Raw genomic sequence first — 23,204 nt, 5'->3', positions numbered from 1 at the left:
AGGCAAGGGAAGCCGCAGGCGAAAGCCGGGCAGTGCAGCGAGCGTCGGTCGAAGCGCGCCAGCTTCCTGGCGATACGGTGGGCGAGGATGCGAGGGAAACGGCGGTCACCGGGCGGTTCGCGCGATACGACGGCGACGTCGCGATGTCGCGACTACGCCGGGGTGTCGAGCGAAACGTCGATCTGGTCGAGCCGCCAGTCGATGGCATGCGCGATCGCGCGGACCTCTTCCACCTGCGCCGCGGTGAGGTTGCGGTTGCCCAGCAGCACGATGCCCGAGAGGTGGAAGCCCTCCTCGTGCAGGCGCACGCCGCAGCCTTCCATCCAGGGCAGGGCGGCGATCTCCCGACACAGGCGGGCGGGCAGCGGATCGGGGTCGCTGCGGTCGAGTTGCTGCGGGCGGGCATCATGCAGGTCGCGTACCGCGCCGCGCAGGTTGCTCACGCCGTCGTGGAGGATGCTGCCGGCGATCACCAGCGCGGCGGCGGCATCCGCCCACCACAGGCCGAAGCCGATACCGGCGACGCCGACGATGCCGGCGGCCGCGGTCATCCAGTCGGCCTTGCCCATGTCGGCGTCGGTGTGCAGCGGCTTGAGCGAGAGCTGTTTCGCCAGCGCGAGCTTCTTGTGGCCGAGGATGATCGGCGGCACCGCGGACACCGCCAGCGCGGCCATCATCACCCATCCCTGCCAGACCACGTGCCCGGCCACCACCACGGTGCCCACCACCGGGCGCGTGGCGCTGAGCAGGGTGTGCAGGCCGTCGTACACCAGCGCAAGCCCCACGCCGGTGAGCGCGACCGCGGAGATCAGGAAGTTCACGTCGAACGCGCGCTCGCGGCCGGTGATGTACTCGTGGTCCACGCCCTTGCGGCGGAAGCGGCTGGCGACCAGGAAGGCGATCGGCGGCACCAGGCTCAGCAGGTCCTCGATCAGCGCGGTCTTCATCGCCTGCGAACCGCCCATCGCGAAGTACATCAACGCCGAGACCAGCGACATCCACAGCAGCGTCCATCCGCACAGGCGTTCGGCGCGACGCAGGGCGTGCTGCTGTTCCGCCGGCAGTGCGCGGGACGGTGGGCGCCTGGCGATGCTCATTGCGCGCCCTCGTGCCGGACGAGGTGGCGGTCGAAGGCGAGGTGCCATTGCGACTGGCCTGGCGGCAGCGCGATCTGCCGCTCCGGCAGCGGCGCATCTTCCGTGGCGCGCTGGTGCAGCGGTCGCGACCAGCCCACCTTCGGCTTCCACGGCGACTTGCGATGGTGGCCGCCGATCACCGCGTGCAGCCGGGTGCGTTCGAGATCGCGCATCAGCGCGTCGTGGCCGCCCGGCACCCAGGTCACGCGATAGCCGTGCGCATCGGCGAAGCGCCGGACCAGTTCGGCTTCCACGCCGGTGACGCCGCCGTCTGCCGACACCTGCACGTAGGGCGGGTCGTGGCTGGCGCCGACGCGCATGCCGGCGTCGGCCGCCTGCGCGGTGAGGTCGTCGGCATCGCGCGGATAGCGGTCGCACGCCGACAGCGCGAACAGGGTCGCGAGTGCGGGTGCGAAGAGCGGGGTGAATCCGGCCATGCGGCCTTATGGACGTTGTCGCGTGAACAGGCTGTCGCCGTGGCGCAGAGCGCCGCGGAGTCCCACGCAATCCCCGTCAGACCGCCCGGGCGCCGGTCTGCGGATCCGGTTGCGGAGCCGCGTCGTCCCCGGTCGCCGGTGCGTCGACGACGGGCGCCATCCCGTGCGCCTGCGAGGGCGCCAGCGTGTCGGATGCCAGCGGCCACGCGGTGAACCCGAACTCCGCGAGTACGCGGGCGGCCTTGAGCTCGAAACGGAAGGCGTCCTCGGGCCGGCAACGCGTCTTCAGCGCCTGGATGTCGGCGAGAACCCGCGTCCGGAAGTGTTCGTCGTCGGTCAGCGCCATGCAGGCCTGGAGGCGACGGGTGAATTCGGACACGCAGTCGTCCAGGAGCGTGGATGCATGCACGGCGTCGGCGACGTCGTCGGCCGGCGACGCGATGCGGGCCTGCCGGATGACGAACGCGTCGGTGCGGTCGATCCGGATGTCCTGGGTGTCCGCATCATGGCCGGCAGGGACGGACTCATGCAGCGACCACGTCGCCGCCCCGGGGGTCGCCGTATCGGTGGCAGGCCCGGTGTCGACGGCGGCGGAATCGGAAAGTTCGGGCGAACGGGAATCGTGGTCCCGATGGACGCGGATGAAGGATTCTTCCATGGAGTTGACGTCCACGACTGTGCTCCGATGCGCTGCGAACCGATGGGCATGAAGAGTGGGCCGCTGCTCGCCACGGCGTCGTGAAAACGCGTACGGGCCCGATTCAGCTGCATAAACGCTGTCTCCGATGCCCGGTGTCCGCGAGCGCATGGCTGCCGCCGCAGCCGGATGCGTGGCGGGCGCTGCAAGCAGGCTCTACCGCCTCCGGCAAGAGAACGAATGCAACAAAGAATTCGTGAAGAGCGGATGAAAACCAACGCGAGTGGACCCGTGTTGCGTCAGCGGCGTGAACCCCTGCTGAGGCGGCGCGACGCGCTCAATGCGGCTTTCACGCAGGCCCATTCATAGTCGATCGCGTACACGAACCTGTACCCACACGCCGCCCGATTCGGCTCGCCGGGCGGCAGGCACACAGCCCGCGGGAGAGCGGGCCACCCTGCGACACCGTGCCGCCCGGCGACGCTGCTGGATCGCCGCCCGAGTCGAAGCGAAAGGAATGGTTTGCATGTCACCTTCAGACGGCTCGGACAACCAGAACCAGCGTGTGTCGACCGGCAACCGCGGGCTCGACAGCATCCTCGGCGGCGGCCTCGACCGCGACCGCATGTACCTCTACGAAGGCCGGCCCGGCGCGGGCAAGACCACGCTGGCAATGGAGTTCCTGCTGGAGGGCGCGCGCCAGGGCGAGCGGGTGCTGTACATCACCCTGTCCGAGACCGAGCGCGAACTGAAGCTGGTGGCCCGCCGCCACGACTGGGACCTGGCTGGCGTGGACATCGTGGAACTGGTGCCGCCCGAGACCACGCTCGACCAGAGCCAGGAAATCACGCTGCTGCACCCCGCCGAACTCGAGCTCGGCGAAACCACCCGCCTGATCCTCGACCGGGTCACCGCCTCGAACCCCAGCCGGGTGGTGATCGACAGCCTGTCGGAGCTGCGGCTGCTGGCCCAGAGTTCGCTGCGCTACCGGCGCCAGGTGCTGGCGCTCAAGCAGTTCTTCGCCAACCGCAACTGCACCGTGGTCCTGCTCGACGACATGACCTCTGCGGAGAACGACCTGCAGCTGCATTCGATCTCGCACGGCGTGGTCCTGCTGGAGCAACTGGCGATCGACTACGGCGCCGAGCGCAGGCGCCTGCGCGTGGTGAAGATGCGCGGCATCGAGTTCCGCGGCGGCTTCCACGACATCAGGATCTGCAAGGGCGGCATCGACGTCTACCCGCGGCTGGTCGCCTCCGAGCACCACACCGAGTTCTCCGGCGAATTCACCCCCAGCGGCAATGCCGCGCTCGACAAGCTGCTCGGCGGTGGACTGGAGCGCGGCACCAATGCGCTGTTCATCGGCTCCGCGGGCGTGGGCAAATCCTCGCTGGCGCTGACCTACGCGATCGCGGCGGCCGAACGGGGCGAGCGCAGTGCGATCTTCGCCTTCGACGAGGGGCGCGGCACGATCGAGGCGCGGGCGCGGGCGCTGGGACTCGACCTGTCGGCGGCGATCGACCAGGGGCTGGTCGTCTTCCAGCAGATCGACCCGGCCGAGATGTCGCCGGGGGAATTCGCGGCCATCGTGCGCCGGCGCGTGGAAAGGGACGGCGTGCGCGTGGTGCTGATCGACAGCCTCAACGGCTATCTCAATGCGATGCCGGACGGGCGTTTCCTGATCCTGCAGATGCACGAGCTGCTCACCTATCTCGCGCAGCAGGGCGTGCTGACGATCCTGGTGCTGGCCCAGCATGGGCTGGTGGGACCGATCGAGGCGCCACTGGACATCAGCTACCTCAGCGATGCGGTGCTGATGCTGCGCTACTTCGAGCACGCCGGCCAGGTGCGGCGCGCGCTGTCGGTGGTGAAGAAGCGCAGCGGCTGGCACGAACAGACCATCCGCGAGTTCCAGCTGGGCAGGAACGGGCTGGTCGTGGGTCCGCCGCTCAAGGATTTCAGCGGCATCCTTACCGGAACGCCCGTCTACACCGGCAGCGAAGAACCCCTGCTGGATCGGAACTACGGTGCAACGGGATAAGGCCAACGGCCAGACCATCCTGGTCTTCGCCCCCACCGGGCGCGACGCCACCACCGCGGCCGACCTGCTGCATCGTGGCGGAATGGAGACCCGGATCTGCCCGGACTACGCCTGCCTGCTGGCGGGGCTGGACGACGCGGCGGCGGTGTTCGTCGCCGAGGAGGGCCTGTTCGGCCAGCAGTCCGAAGCGCTGGTGGACTGGGTGGGCCGCCAGCCGCCCTGGTCCGACCTGCCGTTCGTGATGCTCACCACCCTGCGTGACCACCCCAAGGTGGCGGCCTGGCGGCAGCAGATGATCGAGCGCCTGGGCAACGTCTCCCTGATCGAGCGGCCGGTGCAGCCGATCACCCTGGTGAGCGTGCTGCAGGCCGCTCTGCGCGCACGCAGGCGGCAGCTGGAGATCCGCGTGCTGCTGGACGCGCGCGATGCCGCTGCCGCCAACCTGGAGGTGCAGGTGGAGCACCGCACCGAGCAGTTGCGCCACGTCAACCAACGGCTGCGCGAGGAGATGGCCGAACGCGTGCGCGTGGAGCAGTCGCTGCGCCATGCGCAGAAGATGGAGGCGCTGGGCCAGCTGACCGGCGGCGTGGCGCACGATTTCAACAACCTGCTGATGGTGGTGACCGCGGGCCTGGACATGCTGGAGCGTCACGAGGACCCGGCGCGCCGCGCGCGCTTCATGTCGGCCATGCGCCAGGCCACGCAACGCGGCGCCGCGCTCACGCGCCAGTTGCTGACCTTCTCGCGCAGCCATGCGCTGCGTTCGGAGACGGTGGACCTGGCGGAACTGATCGGCAACATGAGCGAACTGCTCGACCGCAGCCTGCGCGGCGACGTCGACGTGGCGGTGGAACTCGCCGCGGGCCTGTGGCCGGTGTTCGTCGATCCGGGCGAACTGGAGCTGGTGATCCTCAACCTCGCGGTCAATGCGCGCGACGCGATGAACGGCAGCGGCTCGATCACCATCGCCGGCCGCAACGTGGTCAAGGGCGGCGACGGTCCCGGACCGGGCAGGGAGTTCGTGCGGCTTTCGGTGCGCGACACCGGTGCCGGGATGACCGACGAGATCCGCGAGCGCGCGTTCGAACCGTTCTTCACCACCAAGGACGTGGGCAAGGGCTCCGGCCTCGGTCTGGCGCAGGTGTACGGTTTCGCCAAGCAGTCCGGCGGGCGGGTGACGATCGATTCGGTGGTCGGGCAGGGCACCACGATCACACTGCTGCTGCCGCGGTCGCGCCAGGGCGTGGCCAGGGCAGGCGGGGATGCGGCGACCGACGGCCCCGCCTCGGCGCCGGGCCACCGCATCCTGCTGGTGGAAGACGATGCCGAGGTGGCGACCCTGGTGGAGGAGATGCTGCGCGCGATCGGCTACGACGTGGTCCACGCGATGAGCGCGAAGGCCGCGCTGGGCGCGCTGGCGGACGGTCGCAGGATCGACCTCGTGTTCTCCGACATCATGATGCCCGGCGACACCAACGGCATCGAGCTGGCCAAGGAACTCAGGCGCCGCCGGCCGGAACTGCCGGTGCTGCTGACCAGCGGCTTCGCCGAGTCCACTGGAAGCGAAGCGGTGGCACTGGGCATCCCGGTGCTGCGCAAGCCCTACGCCATCGAGGAACTGCGCACGGCGGTGCAGCAGCAGCTGGCAGCGTTCGCCAGGGAAGCCTGAAGGCGCGAGCCGTGCGCTCCGCCGCGTTCAGCGCGCTTCGAGCGATGCCCGCAAGGCGGTGGCCAACGCCGCGTCGCCGCTGACCAGTTCGCGCCAGCGCAGTTCCAGGCCGTTGCGGTGGCCCTTGCGGACCAGCTTGAGCCCCTCGGGATCGAGGGTGAGGGTGTAGGGCTGGTCGTCGATCTGCAGTTCGCGACGCAGGGGTTTGTCGAGGGGCGTCATGCGGGTGCCTTCGATGGGGCTGCCGGGGGCTGCAGCATCGCGGTTGCGGCTACGCCCTACGGGGCGGCCTGCTCGCGTTGCGGCAGGTTGGCCAGGGCTTCTTCCAGTTCGCGCAGGCCGAAGGGCTTCTGCACCAGCACCGCTCCGGCGTGGCGCTCCGGCAGGATGGCCTGGCCGTACCCGCTGGCGAACAGGAACGGAATGCCGCGCGCGGCCAGCGCATCGGCGATCGGAAACGAGCTGTCGCCGGACAGGTTGATGTCGAGGATGGCGAGATCCAGCTCGTGGCGCTCCAGCGCCTGGGTCGCGGTGTCGACCGAGTGCGCGGTCGCCTCCACCCGGTAGCCGAGTTCCGGCAGCAGGTCCTCGAGCACCATCACCAGCAGCGATTCGTCTTCGACGATGAGGACTCTGCGTGTCATGGCGTGTCTCGCGTGGTGTCGTGGGGAAGCAGGGTGCGGATGCGGCAGCGCACGCCTTCGGGCGGGAAGGCGAGGGTGACCTCGCCACCGAGGTCGTGTCCGAGGCCGCGTTCGAGCAGTCGCAAGCCGAATCCGCTGCGCGTGGGAGGCTCGACCGCCGGTCCGCCGTGCTCCTGCCACTCCAGCAGGAGTTCTCCACCGCCATTGCCCTGGCGCGTCCAGCGGATGCGGACGCCGCCCCCGGGCACGGACAGCGAACCGTACTTTACCGCGTTGGTGCACAGTTCGTGCAGCGCCATGGACAGGGCGACCGCCCGCCGGGGATCGAGGCTGGCCTCCGGCCCCTGCGTGTCGAAGCGACCGGGCTCGATGTCCATGCAATGCGAGACACCGGTGCGCACGATCTCCTCGACGCTGGCGCCCTTCCATTTCTCCAGCGTCAGCACGTCATGGGTGGCGGCCAGGGCCCGCAGGCGCGATTCCACCATTTCCGTCGCCAGCGTCTTGTCGGAACAGTTGCGCAACGTCTGCGACACCACCGCCTGGACGATGGCCAGCGTGTTCTTGACCCGGTGGTTGAGCTCGTCGACCAGCCGCTGCAGCTGTTCCTCGTTGCGCTTGCGGTCGGTGATGTCGGTCGCCGCGCCGAACCATTCGGCCACCTCGCCGCTCTCCTCGCGCAGGGGCACGGCATGGGCGGCGATCCAGGACCATTCGCCGGGCGCGAGTTCGACCCGGTGCTGGATCTCGTAGGGCATCAGCGAATTGCGCGCGCGGCGGATGGCCTCGGCCACGCGTTCGCGATCCTCGGGATGGATGCGCTCGGCCGACCAGCCGCTGAGATCGCCGCGCGGCAGCTTGCCGGCGGCACGCCCGCCGACCACGGCGACCTGGCGCCAGTCCGGCGTGATCCGGTAGATCAGGTCCGATGTGGCGTTGACCATCGCGCTGAAGCGCTGCTCGCTCTGGCGCAGGGCTTCCTCCTGGCGCTTGCGGTCGGTGACGTCGCGGGTGGTGCCGGCGATGGCTTCCACCCGGCCATCGGGCCCCAGCACCGGCATGAAGATGTAGTCGTAGATCCGCCAGCCGAGCGTGCTGTGCCGGAACGGGACGTCGTTGCGGATCGGAGCGCGCGTGGCGATGACGCGCTCGATCTCCTCGTCGTGCATCGCCGCGTGCCAGGGCTCGTAGCCGAGCTCCAGGCAGGTCTTGCCCATCGCCTCGTCCCAGTCCAGGCCCCACATCGTCAGCAGCGCCTCGTTGGCGTAGATGAAGCGGTGCTGGAGGTCGAACACGTAGACCAGGTCCGGGGTGGCGGCCAGCAGTGTTTCGTACAGGCGCAGCCTCGCGCCTTCGGTGATCCCGTCGGCCTCGCTGGTCCCGTTCCCCGGCTGCATCGGGCCGTCCACAACGCGCTCCCCCTGTCTGAAAGCGGAAAAACCGAAGAGGGAATGTAATGGCTTTTGCCTCGCTGCCGGTGAAGGGCGCGTTCATTCCAGGCACTAGTCCGCGAATGGCGGCAAGCGCGAAGCCGTGCCTCCGACGACTCCGATCACGCGGCGGGGTCCCGCCAGGCGGGAGCAGGGAACCGTCGCAAACCCCCTTCCGGGCGGCAGCAGAGGGGAGCGTTCGAACATCCGGCAGGATGGAAGGCCGGGTCGAACCCCTCTCCCGCTTGCGGGAGAGGGGCAGGGGTGAGGGAAAGGCCGCGAAGGGCTGCGCCCGCCTCGCGCGCATCGCTCACATCGCCTGGCCGCCCGGAACGCGACAATGGCGGGCTTCCCTCCGGCACGCGCGCGCACTTGTCTCCCAAACGCCTGCTTCCGCTGATCGTCGCCACCGCGTTGTTCATCGAGAACATGGACTCGACGGCGATCTCGACCTCGCTGCCGCAGATCGCGGCCGACCTGGGCGTTGAACCGGTGGCGCTGAAGCTGGCGATCACCACCTACATGCTGGCGCTGGCGGTGTTCATCCCGGTCAGCGGCTGGGTGGCGGACCGCTTCGGCGCGCGGCGCGTGTTCATCGCCGCGATCGCGGTGTTCCTGCTCGGCTCGCTCGGCTGCGCGGCCAGCGACGGCCTGGGGCAGCTGGTGGCCGGGCGCTTCGTGCAGGGCATGGGCGGGGCGATGATGGTGCCGGTGGGGCGGCTGGTGCTGCTGCGCAGCGTGGAGAAGTCCGAACTGGTGCGCGCGCTGAGCTGGCTCACCATCCCGGCCATGCTCGGCCCGATGCTGGGGCCGGTGCTGGGCGGCGCGATCACCACCTACGCGCACTGGCGCTTCATCTTCCTGATCAACATCCCCATGGGCCTGCTGGGCATGTGGCTGGCGTGGCGGCACATCCCGGAGCTGCGCCAGGCGGTGGGGCCGCTGGACGTGCGCGGCTTCCTGCTGTCGGCCAGCGGGCTGGCGCTGGCGATGTTCGGACTCTCGGCGATCGGCCGCGGGCTGGTGCCGGGCGCCGTGCTGGCGGCGTGCATGCTGGCCGGTGCCGGGCTGATCGCGGCCTACGCGTGGCATGCGCGCACCCATCCGCAGCCGCTGCTGCGGCTCGACCTGCTGCGCGTGCCCACCTTCCGTACGGCGGTGGTGGGCGGTTCGCTGTTCCGCATCGGCATCGGTGCGACGCCCTTCCTGCTGCCGCTGATGCTGCAGCTGTCGTTCGGGCTCGATCCGCTGGAGTCGGGCCTGGTCACCTTCACCTCGACCGCGGGCGCGATGGTGATGAAGGTGGTGGCGCCGCGCATCCTGCACCGCTTCGGCTTCCGCCCGGTGCTGGTGTGGAACGGGCTGGCGGCCTCGCTGATGCTGTGCGGCTTCGGCCTGTTCCGCGCCGACACGCCGTATCCGCTGATGGTCGGCGTGCTGCTGGCCAGCGGCTTCCTGCGCTCGCTGCAGTTCACCAGCCTCAACGCGATCGCCTATGCCGACATCGACCAGGCGCGGATGAGCCAGGCCAGCAGCCTGGCCGCGATGGCGCAGCAGATCGCGCTCGCCCTGGGCGTGACCATCGGCGGCTTCGCGCTGAGCCTGGCCGGCACGCTCAGCGGCCGGCCGGACGAGGCGCCGATCAACTTCACCTTCGCCTTCCTCACCGTGGGCCTGATCTCGGTGGTCTCGACCTGGCAGATGCGCAGGCTCGCGCCGGGTGCCGGCGCGGAAATGGCCGGCCACGCGCAGGCGGGGCGCGAGGTGGCGGAGCCGAAGGTGGAGTCGCGGCCGCAGGGGTGAGGCGCATGCCGGGCGATGCCACGGCCCGTGGGGCGTGCGGTCGCCCGGCCCCCCGCGTGGGCAGGCAACGCAGCCGACCTCGCCCGCGCTCAGTCGATCACCAGCACCCTTGCGCCACCGGCGGTCGTCCAGCGATGGCGACCGGAGCGGTCGCCGAGCTGGCTGGTCATGCCCGGCTGCAGCACGATCGAGCGGCCGCCATCGAGTTCGGTTTCGAGCTCGCCGTCCAGACAGACCGCGACGTGGCCTTTCGCGGACCAGTGGTCGGACACGTAGCCGGCGCTGAACTCGATCAGGCGGATGCACATGTCGGCGAACGACTGGATGCGCACGTCCGCCCAGCCGCGGTCGCCCGGGAAGCGGGTGGCGGGCAACGCCTGCCAGTCGGTGGCGCAGAAGGGGAAGGGCGTCAGGCGCATGCATGTCTCCGGGGTGCCGCCGCAGGCGGGGTCGGGTCAGGCCGCGGCACGCCATTGCATCGCGTTGTGGCGTTCGGCCTCGAGCGCGTCGGCGAGCATGCGCTGGCCGGAGCGGCGCGCGGAATCCATCAGCGTGAGTTCGACCAGGTCGCGCTGCGCCACGCTGCCGCCCATCCGATGCGTCTGGCCGCGGATGGGCCGGAGCAGCTCGACCACGCGGCGGTGGTCGTCGTTGCCGTGCGCGACGATCGCCCGGCACACGGCGTGGCCGGCATCGGCCAGCCCGGTGCGGTAGTCTCCGCGGGCCTGCGCGTCTGCCTGCGCCCGCAGCTTGCGTTCGACCAGGTCGCCGCGGCCGGCGCCGACGAAGGCCATCAGCGCGTGCCAGTCGTTGAACGCACTCCATTGCTCGTCGGCGTAGGGTGCCCACCGGTCGGCGAGCTCGTTCCAGCGGTCGCCCAGCGGCTGTCCGCGCAGGCGCAGCCGCCACAGCATCGAGCTGGCGTCGTGCAGGGGCAGCGGCCGGGGCTCGACGCCGTCGGTGATCGGACCGTCGTAGAGCGCGACGATCCGCTCCAGGTCGCCCAGGGCCATGTGGAACAGGGCCAGGTGCCACCAGTTGTGCGGAGACAGGCCGCTGTCGGCCTGCCAGTGCGGGTTCGACTCCATCCAGGCGATGCCGTCCCGCGGACGTCCCTGCATTTCCAGCACGTGCGCCACGGCATGCTGTGCCCATGCATTGCGCGGCTCGACCTCCACCGCCATGCGGCCGAAGCGTTCCGCCTCGCGGTATCGCGCGTTCTCCTCCAGGCCGAAGGCGTACATGCCCAGTACCGCATGCCAGCCGGGCCGTTGCGGATCCCACTGCGCGATCGCGCGTTCGGTGCGCACCAGCTGGGTGCGTGCGTCGCCGACGTAGTAGTCGAGGAAGTGGCCGACAAGCAGGGCCAGCACGTCGTGCGGGAACTGCAGGTTGATGTCCTCCACGGCCCGCGCGGCGCCACGCCAGTCGCCGCCGCACCAGCGCTCCAGCGCGTCCAGGTGCAGAGACAGCCGGGTGCCGGCGGCGGAGCGCCGCGCGACGGCGACGTCTTCGCGCGCCATCGGCACCAGGCTGGCATCGCCGGCGGTCATCAGCATCCAGGCGCGCAGCACGCGCGCTTCGGCGAGGTCGGGATCGAGTTCCATGGCTTGCGCGAGGGGCGCCAGCGGATCGCCGAAGAAGCCCAGGAAGCTCTCCAGGGACTGGGACAGCAGTCCGGCGATCGCGCCGCGCGCGGCCAGGTGGGGATAGTGCATGTTGGTCATCGGGGTGCTCTGCAACGTGCGGAAAGGCGCCCGCCACCCTGTCGGGGGCAGGACGCGGTCGAGGGTGGCCGGCCGGCCGGGATGGCCTGCTGCGAACGGGTCGCATCGGCGCCGCGCCACGGGGGTGGGATCGCGGTTCCGGCGGATGGCAGGGACGACGATAGACCGCGGCCGTCCGCTGCGCGTCCTCTCTGCGCGGCGGCGTCTTCCGGTCTCTGCCGTGGTGCTGTTGCGCGTCCGCTCGCCGCTGGCACTTGCGCCATCGCGTGTTCGCGGGCGCAAGCACTGCAATACGACGCACCGGCGCACCGGCGCACCGCCGCGTCGGGCTCGCATGCCGTCGCAGTACTCAGGTTGCTGAATTCCCCTCACGCGTCCTGCATGAAAGCAGGTCCACGGTAGCGCTTCGGGAACGACGGCCGGCAAGGAGGAATGCAGATGACCCACAACCAAGGAAAGCATGATCCGGAGCAGCCGGATCCGGACGCGCCGGACCACAAGGACGCGCCACGACGCGACCCCGGGCAACCGCCCGGCCAGCAGCCGCGGCAGGATCCCGGTTCGGGTCCCGATCGCGATCCCGAACTGCAGGGGCATTGAGACGAAAGCGCCATGGCGAGCAACGAAAAGCAGGGCCCCGACGGCGACGCAGCGCGCGAGCAGCGGTCCTATCCGCATGGAAGCGGGGACCGCAACAGCTGGTCGCCCTTCGGCAAGGAGCGGATGCCGATCCACGACGGCGGCACCCAGCGCCACGCACCTCCCGAACCGGAGAAGCAGCCGCCACCGGAGCCGCGATGAAGATGAAGGCGAGGCGCCCTCGAACGACAGATGCGGCAACCGCAGCGCACGAATGGCGCACACCCGCCGCGGGGGCCATCGCCCCCGATAGCTGAAAAAAGGCCGACGGCCTGCACTGCGTTCCCCTGCGCCATGGATCCGGTCGCGATCCGCCACTCCGGGGGGTGCACGCTTCGGCCATTCGAATCGACTGGTTTCCGCCAGGCAACGACGGGCCGCGCGCGCTCCGGCGCTTGCGCATCCGTCCGATCCCGTCACCCTCCATCCCACTTTCCCACGACAAGCCTCACGACACTCACGGCAAGGAATCGACACATGTTTACCCACAACAAGACACTGCAGTACACCGTCCGGGTGTCCGAACCCAATCCCGCGCTGGCGAACCTGCTGCTCGAGCAGTTCGGCGGGCCGCAGGGCGAACTCGCCGCGGCGATGCGCTACTTCACCCAGGCCCTGGCCGAGGACGATCCGGGCCGCAAGGACATGCTGCTCGACATCTCCACCGAGGAACTCAGCCACCTCGAGGTCATCGGTTCGCTGGTGTGCATGCTCAACAAGGGGGCCAAGGGTCGCCTGGCCGAGGCGGTGGAGGAAGAAGGCGAACTGTTCCGCTCGCTGCAGGGTGCGGGCAACGATTCACACCTCACCCAGGTGCTGTACGGCGGCGGGCCGGCGCTGATCAATTCCGGTGGCCAGCTGTGGACCGCGGGCTACATCGACAGCATCGGCGAGCCGACCGCGGACCTGCGTTCCAACATCGCGGCCGAGGCGCGCGCCAAGATCGTCTACGAGCGCCTGATCAACGTCACCGCCGATCCCGGGGTGAAGGAGGCACTGGCGTTCCTGATGACACGGGAGATGTCGCACCAGAAGTCGTTCGAGAAGGCGCTGTACGCGATCGAGCCGAATTTCCCGCCGGGCAAGCTGGCCGGCATGCCGGAGTTCGAGGAGATGTACGTCAACGCCTCGCAGGGCGAGGGCGACATGCGCGGCCCGTGGAACAGCGACGAGAACTTCGACTACGTCAGTGATCCGGCGCAGTTCACTGCGGTGGATGGCGGCGATGGCACGGCCAGCGTGCGCCTGCCGTCGGCGCAGAAGAAGCTGGTGGACGAGATGGCCGCACGTTCCACTTCGGCGCCGGATGCCAACCCGGTGACCGGCATCGAGCTCGGCAAGGCGGAGGGCACGATGGCGCGAACCTCCAAGGTCGAACTGGCCGCAGAGGCGGCGCCTGCGGGCAGTGGGTCGGGCACGAAGTCGAAGTCGTCCGCGAAGTCGACATCGGCAAGCAAGTCGAAGTCCAGGCCGAAGCGCTGAATCCGACGGAAGGATGGCAGGCAGCAGGCGCGCCCGGCATGCCCGGGCGCGCTTGCTTGCGGCGTGGGCGGCTCACGGTGCCGCAGCAGCCCGTCGATCACGGCGTCCCGTTGCAGGTCACGCCATCTTGATCCGCGCTCGCGGAAGGTAGTGCTCCGATTCCAGTGGAGACGCACATGACCATGGTTCCCTCCGAAGCGCTCGTCGTCGTCGCCGATGGCGGTGGCGCGCGCCTGTTCCGCAATCGGGGCGACGAACGTTCCCTGTCCTTGCACCAGGTGGAGCTGCGCGAGCTGATGAACATGGACGACGACGGCCCCGCGGGCAGCATGCCGGGCGAGTCGACAGGGCAGCAGATCGACGAGGCCACGTTCGCCAAGCAGCTGGCGCTCGCGCTCAACGACGGGGCGCTCAAGCAGCAGTACGAGGCGCTGGTGCTGATCGCCGATCCGACCACGCTGGGGCGGATGCGGCCATTGCTGCACAAGGAGGTCCTGGCGCGCACCGTGACCGAGCTGGCCAAGACCCTGACCAACGCGCCGGTGGAGGACATCGAGCGCGCGCTCCGGCCGTCGTGACCTACCAGGCGCAGTTCGCGGCGCAGGAACCGGCGCGTGCGGAGCTGGACGCGATGCCCGGCGCGGTACTGCTGGAATTCGGCGCGCCGTGGTGCGGGCATTGCCGCGCCGCGCAGCCGGCGCTGCAGGCCCTGCTGGCGGCGCGCGAGGGCCTCACCCATCTCAAGGTCGAGGATGGACGCGGCAAGCCGCTGGGTCGTGCCTTCGGCGTCAAGCTGTGGCCCACGCTGGTGCTGCTGCGCGCCGGCGAGGAACAGGCACGCGTCGTGCGCCCGCTGTCTCGCGAGGACCTCGCGCCGCTCGGAGCGGCATTGGACGCCTCGAGCTGATTCCCACGTGGCGCGGCAATCCGGCGCGCAGGCGCAGGCGGGCCCGCAAGCCCGCGTGCCGCCTGTGCGGGCAACGTCGCGCGCAGGAATCAGGAACCTGAACCCCGCGGCGCTGCGCCGAGGCCCGCATCGGCTTCCGCGCGCGGCGGCGGGGTCTTTCTCAGGTCGAGCCAGAGGCTGTAGGCCGCGGTGAACGCGGGGAACAGGTTCTGCAGCACGCCCACCGCATCCTGCTTGCTGGAGAACAGGAAGTAGGCCAGCGTCATCGAGCTGCCCAGCAGGCTCATCACCCAGAACGCGCGCGGGATGACCGGCTCGCCGGCGTTACGCGCCGCGACGAACTGCACCAGCCAGCGCAGCGCGAACAGCGTGGCGCCCGTCAGGCCGATCAGTTTCCACGGGCTGACATGCAGCCCGGTCCAGGCCAGTGCGGCGAGTTCCCGGTTCATCACGTCCATCGGTCCGTCCTTCGTGGAGTTCGGCGGTGCGCACCTGCGCGGCGTCGCCGCGGCGGACCAGCCAGAGCACGCCCAGCAGGTCCTGCACGCCGGCGATGGCGCGCGAGAGGTTGTCGTACTTCGATGCGCCGGCCCGGCGCGGCCGGTGGCCGACGGGAACGCTGCGCGTGCGCCAGCCGGCGCGCTGCATCAGGGCGGGCAGGTAGCGGTGCATGTGGTCGAACGCGGGCAGCTCGAGGAACGCGGCACGCTCGAACAGCTTGATGCCGCAGCCGGTGTCCGGGGTATCGTCGTGCAGCAGCGCGGCGCGGATGCGGTTGGCCCAGCGCGAGGCCAGGCGCTTGCTGCCAGTGTCCCGGCGGTCGACGCGCCAGCCGGCGAACAGCTTCGCGTCCTCGGACGACGCGTCGCGCACCGCCAGCAGCCGCGGGATGTCGGCCGGATCGTTCTGGCCGTCGCCGTCGAGTGTGGCGATCCACGCAGCGCGTGCGGCCTTGACGCCGCTGCGGACCGCGGCGCTCTGCCCGCTGCGCCGCGCATGCACGAGCACGCGCAGGCGCGGCGTCGTGCAAAGCTTCGCGCGCAGGATGGCGGCCGTGTCGTCCCGCGAGCCGTCGTCGACGCAGACGATCTCGTAGTCCGGCAGGCCCTCGACGGACGCGATCTCGTCCAGCAGGCCGACGATGTTGTCGCGCTCGTCGAGCACCGGGATGACGATCGACAGCAGCGGCGGCGCGGCGGTCACGCGCGGGTCTCCGTGCCTGCAAGCCGGCCGGACCTGTCCGCCGGCCGGCAGGGCGCGAAGATGTCCCGTTCGACGCGGTACTCGCGGGTGGACACGTCCATCGCACCGAGCAGGGAATGGAACAGGTGGTCGTGGCTGAGTGGGCGCGCGGCCCGGCGCGAGAGGCAGCCGGTGTCGATCCCGGTCGCCGACGCGAATCCCGGCGACAGCCAGGCGACCATCGGTACCTGCACCTGTTCGCGCGGCGCGATCGCCCAGGGGAAACCGTGCAGGTACAGGCCGTTCTCGCCGAGCGACTCGCCATGGTCGGAGACGTACAGCAGCGCGGCGTCGTAGTCGGGCTGGCGGCGCAACAGGCCGATGGTCGCGGCGAGCAGGTGGTCGGTGTAGAGCAGCGCGTTGTCGTAGGCATTGACGATCTGCTCGCGGCTGCAGCGACCGAGGTCGGCCGACGCGCACACCGGGCGGTAGTGCTGGAAACGCGGCGGGTAGCGGTCGCGGTAGCTGGGGCCGTGGTTGCCGAGCATGTGCAGCACGACCACGCGGTCGCGCCTGCCGTCGCCCAGCCAGGATCCGGGCCGCGACAGCAGGATGCCGTCTAGGCAGCGCGGCGTGTCGCAGAAGACCGGGTCGCGCGTATCGCCGGGGCGATCGACGGCCAGCCCGTCGCAGACGCCCTTGCAGCCGGACTGGTTGTCGCGCCAGAGGACCGACACGCCGGCGCGGTCGAACACGTGCAGGATCGACTCGTGCCCGCGGATGGCGTCGCGGTCGTAACGCTCGCGTCCGTAGGACGAGAACATGCACGGCAGCGCCACTTCGGTGCTGGTACCGCAGGCGCTCACGACGGGGAAGTTGACCACGCCGGGCGTGCGCGCGAGTTGCGGCGTCGTCTGCCGCGCGTACCCGTTGAGGCCCCAGTTCGCCGCGCGCGCGGTTTCGCCCACCACCAGCACCAGCAGCCGCGGTTTCGCTCCCATCGCACGGGGCAGCAGCGTCGCGTCCTGCGCGACCGGCTCGAGCGGGCGCGGCCTTCCGGCATCTTCCGTGGCCAGCTTGGCGAGCGAGACCACGACGTTCGCCGGGTTGACCAGATATCGGACCTCGCGCTGGTTGCGCAGCAATGCGCTGAGGTTGCGCGAACAGCCCAGTGCGGCGACGAGCGCGAGCAGGCCGACGCCGGCCAGGAACGCCAGCCGGCGGACGATGGCCTGGGCCGGCGTGGTCGGGCGCAGGCGCACCCGCCACAGCACCAGCAGCGCGGGAACGGCTCCGAGCAGGCTCGCGAGCAGGCCCGCGGACAGGAATTCGGCGGATTCGCCGGGATCGGTGTGCAGCACGTTGCGCACCATGTCCGCATCGATGTGGATGCCGTAGGCGCGGGTGTAGTGCGAGGCCAGCGCGGAGACCAGCAGCATGGCCGCGATCGCCGGCCTGGCCAGGCGATGCCACGCGATCGCCGACAGCAGCACGGCGTTGGCCGCGAACACCAGCACTAGCAGGGCCAGCGCCCACGGCAGCGAGCGCAGCGGCTGGTCGACGGCCGCGTGCCAGAACGCGCCGTTGTCGAACAGGGCGAAATACGCGCTGGTGCCGGCGATCAGCGTCTCGCTGTGCAGGCTCGGGCGCATCCGCGCGACCGTGGCGAGTCGCGCCATGGCGTTGGCGTTTCCCGCTGGCAGGTGCAGCGCGTGCGTGTTCATGCGCGTGGATCGCGGCGTCCGTGGCCGCGGGCAGGGTTCGGATCGAAGGACATCGGAGTGGCCGGCACGCGGCTGGAGGCGATGCGCGCATGCTTGCGGCGGAGACGTCGGAGCGGGGTCGGAAGCCTGTCGGAGCGGCGTTAATCGTCGGCGACGTCGGCCGGCATCGCGCGCGCGTTGGCTCGCCGTTCATTCCCGTCGCCGGTGGTGCCGACCATGCAACCCGGCACCATCGCGCTTGCCGGCACCAGCCACCAGGTGCGGCGGTTCGACACGCCGATGCGCGCGGCGCGGGCGCGGTCGACGCAGGGATCGAGCGCGTCTTCGAGCACGAACAGCCAGCGGCGTCCGGGCGCCGCGGCAAGCCAGGCGGCGGCGTCGCGCCACTGCGCCGGCCAGGGCCGGTTGAAGCCGAAGACGGCGACGTCGCGCCCCGCCTGCAACAGGTGCTGTTCGCGCCACGCCAGCAGGCCGAGTTCCGCATCCGGGCCGATGCGCGTGTCCACCTGCTGCATGAGCGCGCGTGCCGAACTGCCGGCATCGACCGCGGGCATCAGGCCCACGCCATGGATGGTCCACAGCCCCGCCATCGCCAGCAGCGTCGCGACGCCGACGCGGCGCAGCCGCGACGCCGCGGCCCACGCGAGGCAGCCGGCGGTCCAGGCCCCGAGCACGAGCAGCCATCGCCCGATCGCCGCCAGGACTTCGGGGCCCGCCTCGTGGCGCGCGCCGATCCGCTGCCACCAGGCGACCGGCTCGGGCCAGGCCGCCAGTCCGGCCGCGAGGGCGACGATCGCGACGGTCGCCAGCCACGCGGCAAGCGTCAGTCGGACGTCGCGCCGCCGCAGCAGCCCGGGCAGCAGTGGCGCGGCGGCGATGGCCAGCACCGGCAGCACCGGCAGCACGTACACATCGCGCTTGGCCGGGCTGAGGCTGAAGAACAGCAGCACCAGCGCCGCCCAGCCCAGCAGCAGCCGCCAGCGCGGATCGCCGCGGCGCAGCCGCCGCCACCAGGCCGGCAGCAGCCATGGCAGCAGCAGCGTGCCCGGCAACCACAGCGTCGCCATCACCTGCAGGTAGTACCAGGCGGGCTTGAGGTGATGCCAGGGATCGGCGTAGCGGGTGCCGGTCTGCTTCCACAGGATGTCGGCGGCATAGGCCCGCAGTTGCGGGTCGTCGCTGCCCAGGACCGCGGCCAGCATCGGCACCAGCCACAGGCCCGCGCCGGCGAGGAAGCCGGCCACGCCGGCGGCGACATGCTGCACCGGGTGGTGGCTGCGCGACGCCGGCCATGGCCGGCGCGTGGCCAGCCAGGGCAGCGCCGGCAGCACCAGCAGCGGCAGGAAGCCCACGCCCTTGGTGACGGTGCCCAGGCCCGCGGCGAAGGCGCCGAGCGCCAGCAGCCGCGGGTCGCGCCGCTGCAGCACGTACTGCGCGAGCGACCACAGCGAGAGCATCATCATCGCCAGCAGCACCATGTCGATCTGCGCGCGCCTGGCCTGCAGCCCGAACTGCAGGCAGGCGAACAGCGCCAGCAGGGCATGGCGGCCGGCGGTGGGGTTCCACAGCCTGCGCGCGAGGTCTTGGGTGAGCCAGAGCGCCAGCAGCGCGGCGATCCACGACGGCAGCAGGAACGACGTGCGCCAGTCGCCGGTGATCCGCTGCGCACCGGCGAGCAGCCACATGAACACCGGCGGCTTGTCGGCGTAGAGCTCGGTTCCGCGGCGCGGGAACAGCCAGTCGCCCGATTCGACCATGTGGTCGGCCACCAGCACGAAGCGCGGCTCGTCGGCCGGATGCGGGTCGCGCAGGCCGACTCCCGCCAGCAGCGACGCCGCGAGCAGCAGGACCAGCAACGTGAAGCCCGGCGATCGGAGCGTGCGGCGCATGGGGAAATGAAGGGGAGGCGGGCCCATCCTCCGCGGGCGGCGTCGAAGAAACGTCGGAACGCTCCGACAGCATTCCGACCGCGGCCGTGGCAAGCTGGCATGCGCTGGGCCCAAGCGCCGGAGACGAACGTGCGATTGCTGGTGGTGGAAGACAATCGCAACCTCACGGCCAATCTCTTCGACTATTTCGAAGCCCGCGGCCACGTGCTCGATGCCGCCCCCGACGGCGTGACCGGGCTGCACCTGGCCACCACCCATCCCTACGACGCGATCGTGCTCGACTGGATGCTGCCGCGCCTGGACGGACCCGAGCTGTTGCGTCGCCTGCGCACCGAACACGCCTCGGACGTGCCGGTGATCATGCTGACCGCGCGCGACGAGCTGCCGGACAAGATCTCCGGCTTTCGCGCCGGCGCCGACGACTATCTGACCAAGCCCTTCGCACTGCCCGAACTCGAGGTGCGGCTCGAGGCCATCCTCGCCCGCAGTCGCGGGCGCGGGCGCCGCAACGTGCTGGAGGTGCACGACCTGCAGCTCGACCTCGGCACCCTGGAAGCCACCCGCGCCGGCAGGCCGCTGCACCTGTACCCGGCCTGCCGCAAGCTGCTCGAGGTGCTGATGCAGGCGAGCCCCGCGGCGGTCACGCGCGAGCGCCTGGAACAGGCCCTGTGGGGCGACCAGCCGCCGGACCGCGACATGCTGCGCTCCCACATCTACGAGCTGCGTCGCAGCGTCGACGGCCCGTTCGCGGAGAAGCTGATCCATACCCTGCCGCGGACGGGCTACCGCCTGGCCCTGGTCGGTCCGCCGGGAGGCGGGGATGGCTAGATCGTCGCTGGGCCGGCGCACGTTCGGCTGGCTCCTGGGTTTCATCGCCATCGCGACGCTCGCGCTGTTCGCCGTGGTCCACCACGTCCACGAACGCGCCGAGCACGCGGTGTGGAGCGCGCTGCTGGGCACCGAGATGGACAGCATCGTCCGGCGCATGCAGGCCGAACCCGGCTATCGCTGGCAGGACTCCGACACCTTGCGGCTGTTCCTGCCCGGTGAGCGCATGCCGCCGCCCCTGGCCGGCATGGCGCCGGGGCTGTATGACGCGGTCGACGTCGAAGGCGAGCGCAGCGCCGTGCTGGTGCGCGACGTGGAGGGCGCCGGCAGGCTTGCGCTGGTGCTGGACATCACCGACTTCGAGGCGCTGGAACAGCTGGTGACGCGCTGGAGCCTGCTGGCCGGCGCGACGCTGGCGCTGATCGCGCTGGTGATGGCATCGCTGGGCACGGCGCGGCTGGTGCGGCCGCTGAGCCGGCTGGCCGAGGACATCCAGCGCCTGCGCCCGGAGGCCACGCAGCAACGGGTGGTGGTGGACGGCCACGGCAGCTCGGAACTGTTCGTGATCGCCGATGCGCTCAACGGCTACCTCTCGCGCCACGAGCTGTTCGTCGAGCGCGAGCGGGTGTTCATCGATACCGCGAGCCACGAATTGCGCACGCCGCTGGCGGTGATCGCGGGCGCCACCGAGCTGGCGTTGCAGCAGCCGGGCATGCCAGAGGCCGCGCGCACGCAGGTACTGCGGGCGCAGCGCACCGCCCGCGGCGTGGAGCAGCTGATCTCGTTGCTGCTGGTGCTGGCCAAGGATCCCGGTCGCCTCGCGGGCAGCCACGACCGCATCGCGCTCGACGAGCTGATCGTCGAGATCATCGACGACCATCGCTATCTGATGCAGGACAAGGAACTGGAGATCGAGGTGCGGGACCTTCCGCACTGCGAGGTGCTCGCGCCGATCGGGATCGTGCAGGCCGCGATCGGCAACCTGCTGCGCAATGCCATCGAGAACAGCGACCAGGGCACGATCCGGGTGTCGCTGTCGGCCGATGCGACCGTCACCATCGAGGACCCCGGGCACGGCATGTCGCCCGAGGAGATCGCGCGGATCTACGCGCGGATGGCCCGCGGCAGCGGACGCGACGGCGGCGGGATCGGCCTGGACCTGCTGGCCCGCCTGTGCGCGCACCTCGGCTGGGCCCTCGACATCAGCTCCCAGCCCGGGCGGGGCACCAGGGCGATGCTGGCGTTGCGCCCGGCGGATGGCGGAAAGGAGGCGATGCGCGGCTGACGGATTCGCCGGAAACCGGTGCCGGACGGGCGCGGCGCGAGCCTTCGGCGTGTTCGATGCGCGGCGTGGCGCGATCCGGTGCTCGCAGGATGAGTGCATCGACAGGACCTTGACGTGGCCGTGCCGTGCCTGCTGTAGCATCGATCCGACCTTCCCGCACATCGAATCTTCCCATGGAGTGGCTCTCGGACCCGACCATCTGGATGGGTCTTGCGACCCTGGTGATCCTCGAGATCATCCTCGGCATCGACAACCTGGTATTCATCGCGATCCTGGCGGACAAGCTGCCGCCGGAGCAGCGCGACAAGGCCCGCATCATCGGTCTGAGCCTGGCGCTGGTGATGCGGCTGGTGCTGCTGGCGGCGCTGTCGTGGATCATGCGGCTGACCGAGCCGCTGTTCGCCGTGCTCGGCCACGAGTTCTCCGGGCGCGACCTGATCCTGCTCGGCGGCGGCCTGTTCCTGCTGTTCAAGGCCACGATGGAGCTGCACGAGCGGCTGGAAGGCCAATCGCACGGCGATACCGGCAACAAGGCGTACGCCGCGTTCGGCGTGGTCGTGACCCAGATCGTGATCCTGGACGCCGTGTTTTCGCTCGATTCGGTGATCACCGCGGTGGGCATGGTCGACCAGCTGGGCGTGATGTACGCCGCGGTGACCATCGCCATGGCGGTGATGCTGCTGGCGAGCAAGCCGCTGACCAACTTCGTCAACCGCCATCCCACCGTGGTGGTGCTGTGCCTGGGCTTCCTGCTGATGATCGGCTTCAGCCTGGTGGCCGAGGGCCTGGGCTTCAAGATCCCGAAGGGCTACCTCTACGCGGCGATCGTGTTCTCGATCCTGATCGAGTCGTTCAACCAGTTCTCCGTGTTCAAGCGCGAGAAGCAGGTGCGCAAGCTGCCGATGCGACAGCGCACCGCGGAACGGCTGACCCGCCTGCTGGGCGCGCGCGACGGAGAAGGGGGCGCGCAGGCCGGGGGCGGTGAAGGCGCGAACGCCTCGGGTGAGCGCCTGAAGACTTCCGAACACGACATGATCCACAGCGTGCTGTCGCTGGCCGAGCGTTCGGTAGCCACGGTGATGACGGTGCGCACCGACATCCAGTGGATCGATGGCAGCCGCGGCATGGCCCACGCGGCCGAGCGCCTGATGCGTTCGCCGCATACCCGGCAACTGGTCTGCGACGGCGAGCTCGACAACCTGCAGGGCGTGGTCCAGAGCCGCGACGTGCTGTCGGGCGTGCTGTCGGGCAAGCCGCTGGAGCTGGGGGACTATCTGCGTGAACCGCTGATCCTGCCCGAAGGCACGACGGCGCTGCGCGCGCTCGAGCGCCTCCGCGAGCATCCGATCCCGCTCGCGATCGTGGTGGACGAATACGGCGGCGTGATCGGCCTGGTGACCGCCAACGACCTGCTCGCCGCGATCGCCGGCGACCTCGCCGACACCCGCGACGCCGACTACGGGGCGACGCGGCTGGAGGACGGCAGCTGGAACATCGATGCCTCGATGTCGATGGAGGAGGTGGAGCGCGCGACCGATATCGCGCTGCCGCGCGATTCGGCCTACGTCACCCTCTCGGGACTGTTCCTGCACACGCTGGGGCGACTGCCCATGGCGGGCGACACGATCGAGGTCGCGGGCTGGAAGATCGAGGTGGCCTCGCTGGAGCGCAGGCGCGTGGGCAGGGCGGTGCTGCGCAGGCTCCCGCCGGAAGCGTAGTGCGGGGCGGACCCCGCGTGCTGCGG

Annotated in this window: 20 protein-coding genes and 4 pseudogenes; 11 read left to right on the top strand and 13 right to left on the bottom strand. The window is 70.5% G+C overall.

The genetic code is table 11. The features are described from left to right. Nucleotides 1-152: 152 nt before the first annotated feature. The 3 genes from FZO89_RS04250 to FZO89_RS04240 all read right to left on the bottom strand — a co-directional run bounded on the left by FZO89_RS04250 (nt 153) and on the right by FZO89_RS04240 (nt 2,381). Entirely contained in the window at nt 153-1,097 is a 945-nt protein-coding gene (locus tag FZO89_RS04250) for a cation efflux transmembrane domain-containing protein (RefSeq protein ID WP_149102086.1), read from the bottom strand. After that, on the bottom strand, nt 1,094-1,573 hold the full coding sequence (locus tag FZO89_RS04245) for a transporter substrate-binding domain-containing protein (RefSeq protein WP_149102085.1): 480 nt from the start codon (nt 1,571-1,573) through the stop codon (nt 1,094-1,096). The genes FZO89_RS04250 and FZO89_RS04245 overlap by 4 nt, the downstream gene beginning before the upstream one ends. Before the next feature lie 76 nt (nt 1,574-1,649). Further along, nucleotides 1,650-2,381: a hypothetical protein gene (locus FZO89_RS04240; RefSeq protein WP_187471037.1), complete on the bottom strand. Its 732-nt coding sequence runs from the start codon at nt 2,379-2,381 to the stop codon at nt 1,650-1,652. Nucleotides 2,382-2,736: 355 nt separating this feature from the next. On the opposite strand from FZO89_RS04240, the gene FZO89_RS04235 reads away from it, so the two are divergent. Then, nucleotides 2,737-4,251 carry an ATPase domain-containing protein gene (locus tag FZO89_RS04235; protein ID WP_149102083.1) on the top strand — a complete coding sequence of 505 codons (1,515 nt, stop codon included), beginning with the start codon at nt 2,737-2,739 and terminating at the stop codon, nt 4,249-4,251. Continuing rightward, complete coding sequence (locus FZO89_RS04230; RefSeq protein ID WP_262378519.1) at nt 4,238-5,920, top strand: ATP-binding protein; 1,683 nt, start codon at nt 4,238-4,240, stop codon at nt 5,918-5,920. Before FZO89_RS04235 ends, FZO89_RS04230 begins: the two co-directional genes overlap by 14 nt. A 27-nt stretch (nt 5,921-5,947) precedes the next feature. On the opposite strand, the gene FZO89_RS04225 is transcribed toward FZO89_RS04230, so the two are convergent. From FZO89_RS04225 to FZO89_RS18735, 4 genes and pseudogenes are all read right to left on the bottom strand, one after another. Next, the gene (locus FZO89_RS04225; protein ID WP_149102082.1) at nt 5,948-6,142 is read right to left on the bottom strand and encodes a hypothetical protein; all 195 of its coding nucleotides are present in this window, start codon (nt 6,140-6,142) and stop codon (nt 5,948-5,950) included. Between the two features lie 56 nt (nt 6,143-6,198). After that, nucleotides 6,199-6,564 (bottom strand): response regulator, encoded by a 366-nt coding sequence (locus FZO89_RS04220; RefSeq protein WP_149102081.1) that lies wholly within the window; start codon nt 6,562-6,564, stop codon nt 6,199-6,201. Continuing rightward, a pseudogene (locus FZO89_RS04215) lies at nt 6,561-7,490 on the bottom strand (sensor histidine kinase); the annotation flags it as partial. The gene FZO89_RS04220 and the pseudogene FZO89_RS04215, both read right to left, overlap by 4 nt. A gap of 68 nt (nt 7,491-7,558) precedes the next feature. After that, nucleotides 7,559-7,961, bottom strand: a pseudogene (locus tag FZO89_RS18735) (PAS domain-containing protein); the annotation flags it as partial. Nucleotides 7,962-8,366: 405 nt separating this feature from the next. On the opposite strand from FZO89_RS18735, the gene FZO89_RS04210 reads away from it, so the two are divergent. Beyond that, a complete protein-coding gene (locus FZO89_RS04210; RefSeq protein ID WP_149102079.1) occupies nt 8,367-9,797 on the top strand; it encodes an MFS transporter in 1,431 nt (476 codons plus the stop codon). Between the two features lie 89 nt (nt 9,798-9,886). On the opposite strand, the gene FZO89_RS04205 is transcribed toward FZO89_RS04210, so the two are convergent. Together FZO89_RS04205 and FZO89_RS04200 are read right to left on the bottom strand one after the other, a co-directional pair. Further along, entirely contained in the window at nt 9,887-10,216 is a 330-nt protein-coding gene (locus FZO89_RS04205; protein ID WP_149102078.1) for a DHCW motif cupin fold protein, read from the bottom strand. A 36-nt stretch (nt 10,217-10,252) separates the two neighbouring features. Continuing rightward, nucleotides 10,253-11,515: a tetratricopeptide repeat protein gene (locus FZO89_RS04200; RefSeq protein ID WP_149102077.1), complete on the bottom strand. Its 1,263-nt coding sequence runs from the start codon at nt 11,513-11,515 to the stop codon at nt 10,253-10,255. A gap of 447 nt (nt 11,516-11,962) precedes the next feature. Here FZO89_RS04200 and FZO89_RS18440 point away from each other — a divergent pair, with 447 nt between their 5' ends. The 5 genes and pseudogenes from FZO89_RS18440 to FZO89_RS04180 all read left to right on the top strand — a co-directional run bounded on the left by FZO89_RS18440 (nt 11,963) and on the right by FZO89_RS04180 (nt 14,552). Next, nucleotides 11,963-12,124, top strand: a complete 162-nt coding sequence (locus FZO89_RS18440) for a hypothetical protein (RefSeq protein ID WP_187471036.1) — start codon at nt 11,963-11,965, stop codon at nt 12,122-12,124. 12 nt (nt 12,125-12,136) lie between these two features. Beyond that, the gene (locus tag FZO89_RS04195) at nt 12,137-12,325 is read left to right on the top strand and encodes a hypothetical protein (RefSeq protein ID WP_149102076.1); all 189 of its coding nucleotides are present in this window, start codon (nt 12,137-12,139) and stop codon (nt 12,323-12,325) included. 315 nt (nt 12,326-12,640) lie between these two features. Further along, a pseudogene (locus FZO89_RS04190) lies at nt 12,641-13,540 on the top strand (manganese catalase family protein); the annotation flags it as partial. A 281-nt stretch (nt 13,541-13,821) separates the two neighbouring features. Beyond that, a complete protein-coding gene (locus FZO89_RS04185; RefSeq protein WP_149102074.1) occupies nt 13,822-14,223 on the top strand; it encodes a host attachment family protein in 402 nt (133 codons plus the stop codon). Continuing rightward, a complete protein-coding gene (locus FZO89_RS04180) occupies nt 14,220-14,552 on the top strand; it encodes a thioredoxin family protein (RefSeq protein ID WP_222928085.1) in 333 nt (110 codons plus the stop codon). The genes FZO89_RS04185 and FZO89_RS04180 overlap by 4 nt, the downstream gene beginning before the upstream one ends. A gap of 89 nt (nt 14,553-14,641) precedes the next feature. Here the strand turns inward: FZO89_RS04180 and FZO89_RS04175 are convergent, their stop codons facing one another. The 4 genes and pseudogenes from FZO89_RS04175 to FZO89_RS04160 all read right to left on the bottom strand — a co-directional run bounded on the left by FZO89_RS04175 (nt 14,642) and on the right by FZO89_RS04160 (nt 19,347). Continuing rightward, complete coding sequence (locus tag FZO89_RS04175; protein WP_149102073.1) at nt 14,642-15,010, bottom strand: lipid-A-disaccharide synthase N-terminal domain-containing protein; 369 nt, start codon at nt 15,008-15,010, stop codon at nt 14,642-14,644. Between the two features lie 31 nt (nt 15,011-15,041). Continuing rightward, a pseudogene (locus FZO89_RS04170) lies at nt 15,042-15,755 on the bottom strand (glycosyltransferase family 2 protein); the annotation flags it as partial. After that, nucleotides 15,752-17,458: a phosphoethanolamine transferase gene (locus tag FZO89_RS04165; RefSeq protein ID WP_262378518.1), complete on the bottom strand. Its 1,707-nt coding sequence runs from the start codon at nt 17,456-17,458 to the stop codon at nt 15,752-15,754. The gene FZO89_RS04165 and the pseudogene FZO89_RS04170, both read right to left, overlap by 4 nt. 140 nt (nt 17,459-17,598) lie before the next feature. Next, nucleotides 17,599-19,347 (bottom strand): ArnT family glycosyltransferase, encoded by a 1,749-nt coding sequence (locus FZO89_RS04160; RefSeq protein ID WP_149102072.1) that lies wholly within the window; start codon nt 19,345-19,347, stop codon nt 17,599-17,601. 129 nt (nt 19,348-19,476) lie between these two features. Between FZO89_RS04160 and FZO89_RS04155 the strand changes: the two genes are divergently transcribed. From FZO89_RS04155 to FZO89_RS04145, 3 genes are all read left to right on the top strand, one after another. Next, nucleotides 19,477-20,175: a response regulator transcription factor gene (locus FZO89_RS04155; protein WP_149104026.1), complete on the top strand. Its 699-nt coding sequence runs from the start codon at nt 19,477-19,479 to the stop codon at nt 20,173-20,175. Beyond that, a complete protein-coding gene (locus FZO89_RS04150) occupies nt 20,168-21,460 on the top strand; it encodes a sensor histidine kinase (protein WP_149102071.1) in 1,293 nt (430 codons plus the stop codon). The genes FZO89_RS04155 and FZO89_RS04150 overlap by 8 nt, the downstream gene beginning before the upstream one ends. Nucleotides 21,461-21,633: 173 nt before the next feature. Next, a complete protein-coding gene (locus tag FZO89_RS04145; protein WP_149102070.1) occupies nt 21,634-23,178 on the top strand; it encodes a TerC family protein in 1,545 nt (514 codons plus the stop codon). Nucleotides 23,179-23,204: the final 26 nt, after the last annotated feature.

This window comes from Luteimonas viscosa, assembly GCF_008244685.1.
Lineage (GTDB): Bacteria > Pseudomonadota > Gammaproteobacteria > Xanthomonadales > Xanthomonadaceae > Luteimonas > Luteimonas viscosa.
This window is presented reverse-complemented; position numbering and strand designations above follow the sequence as displayed.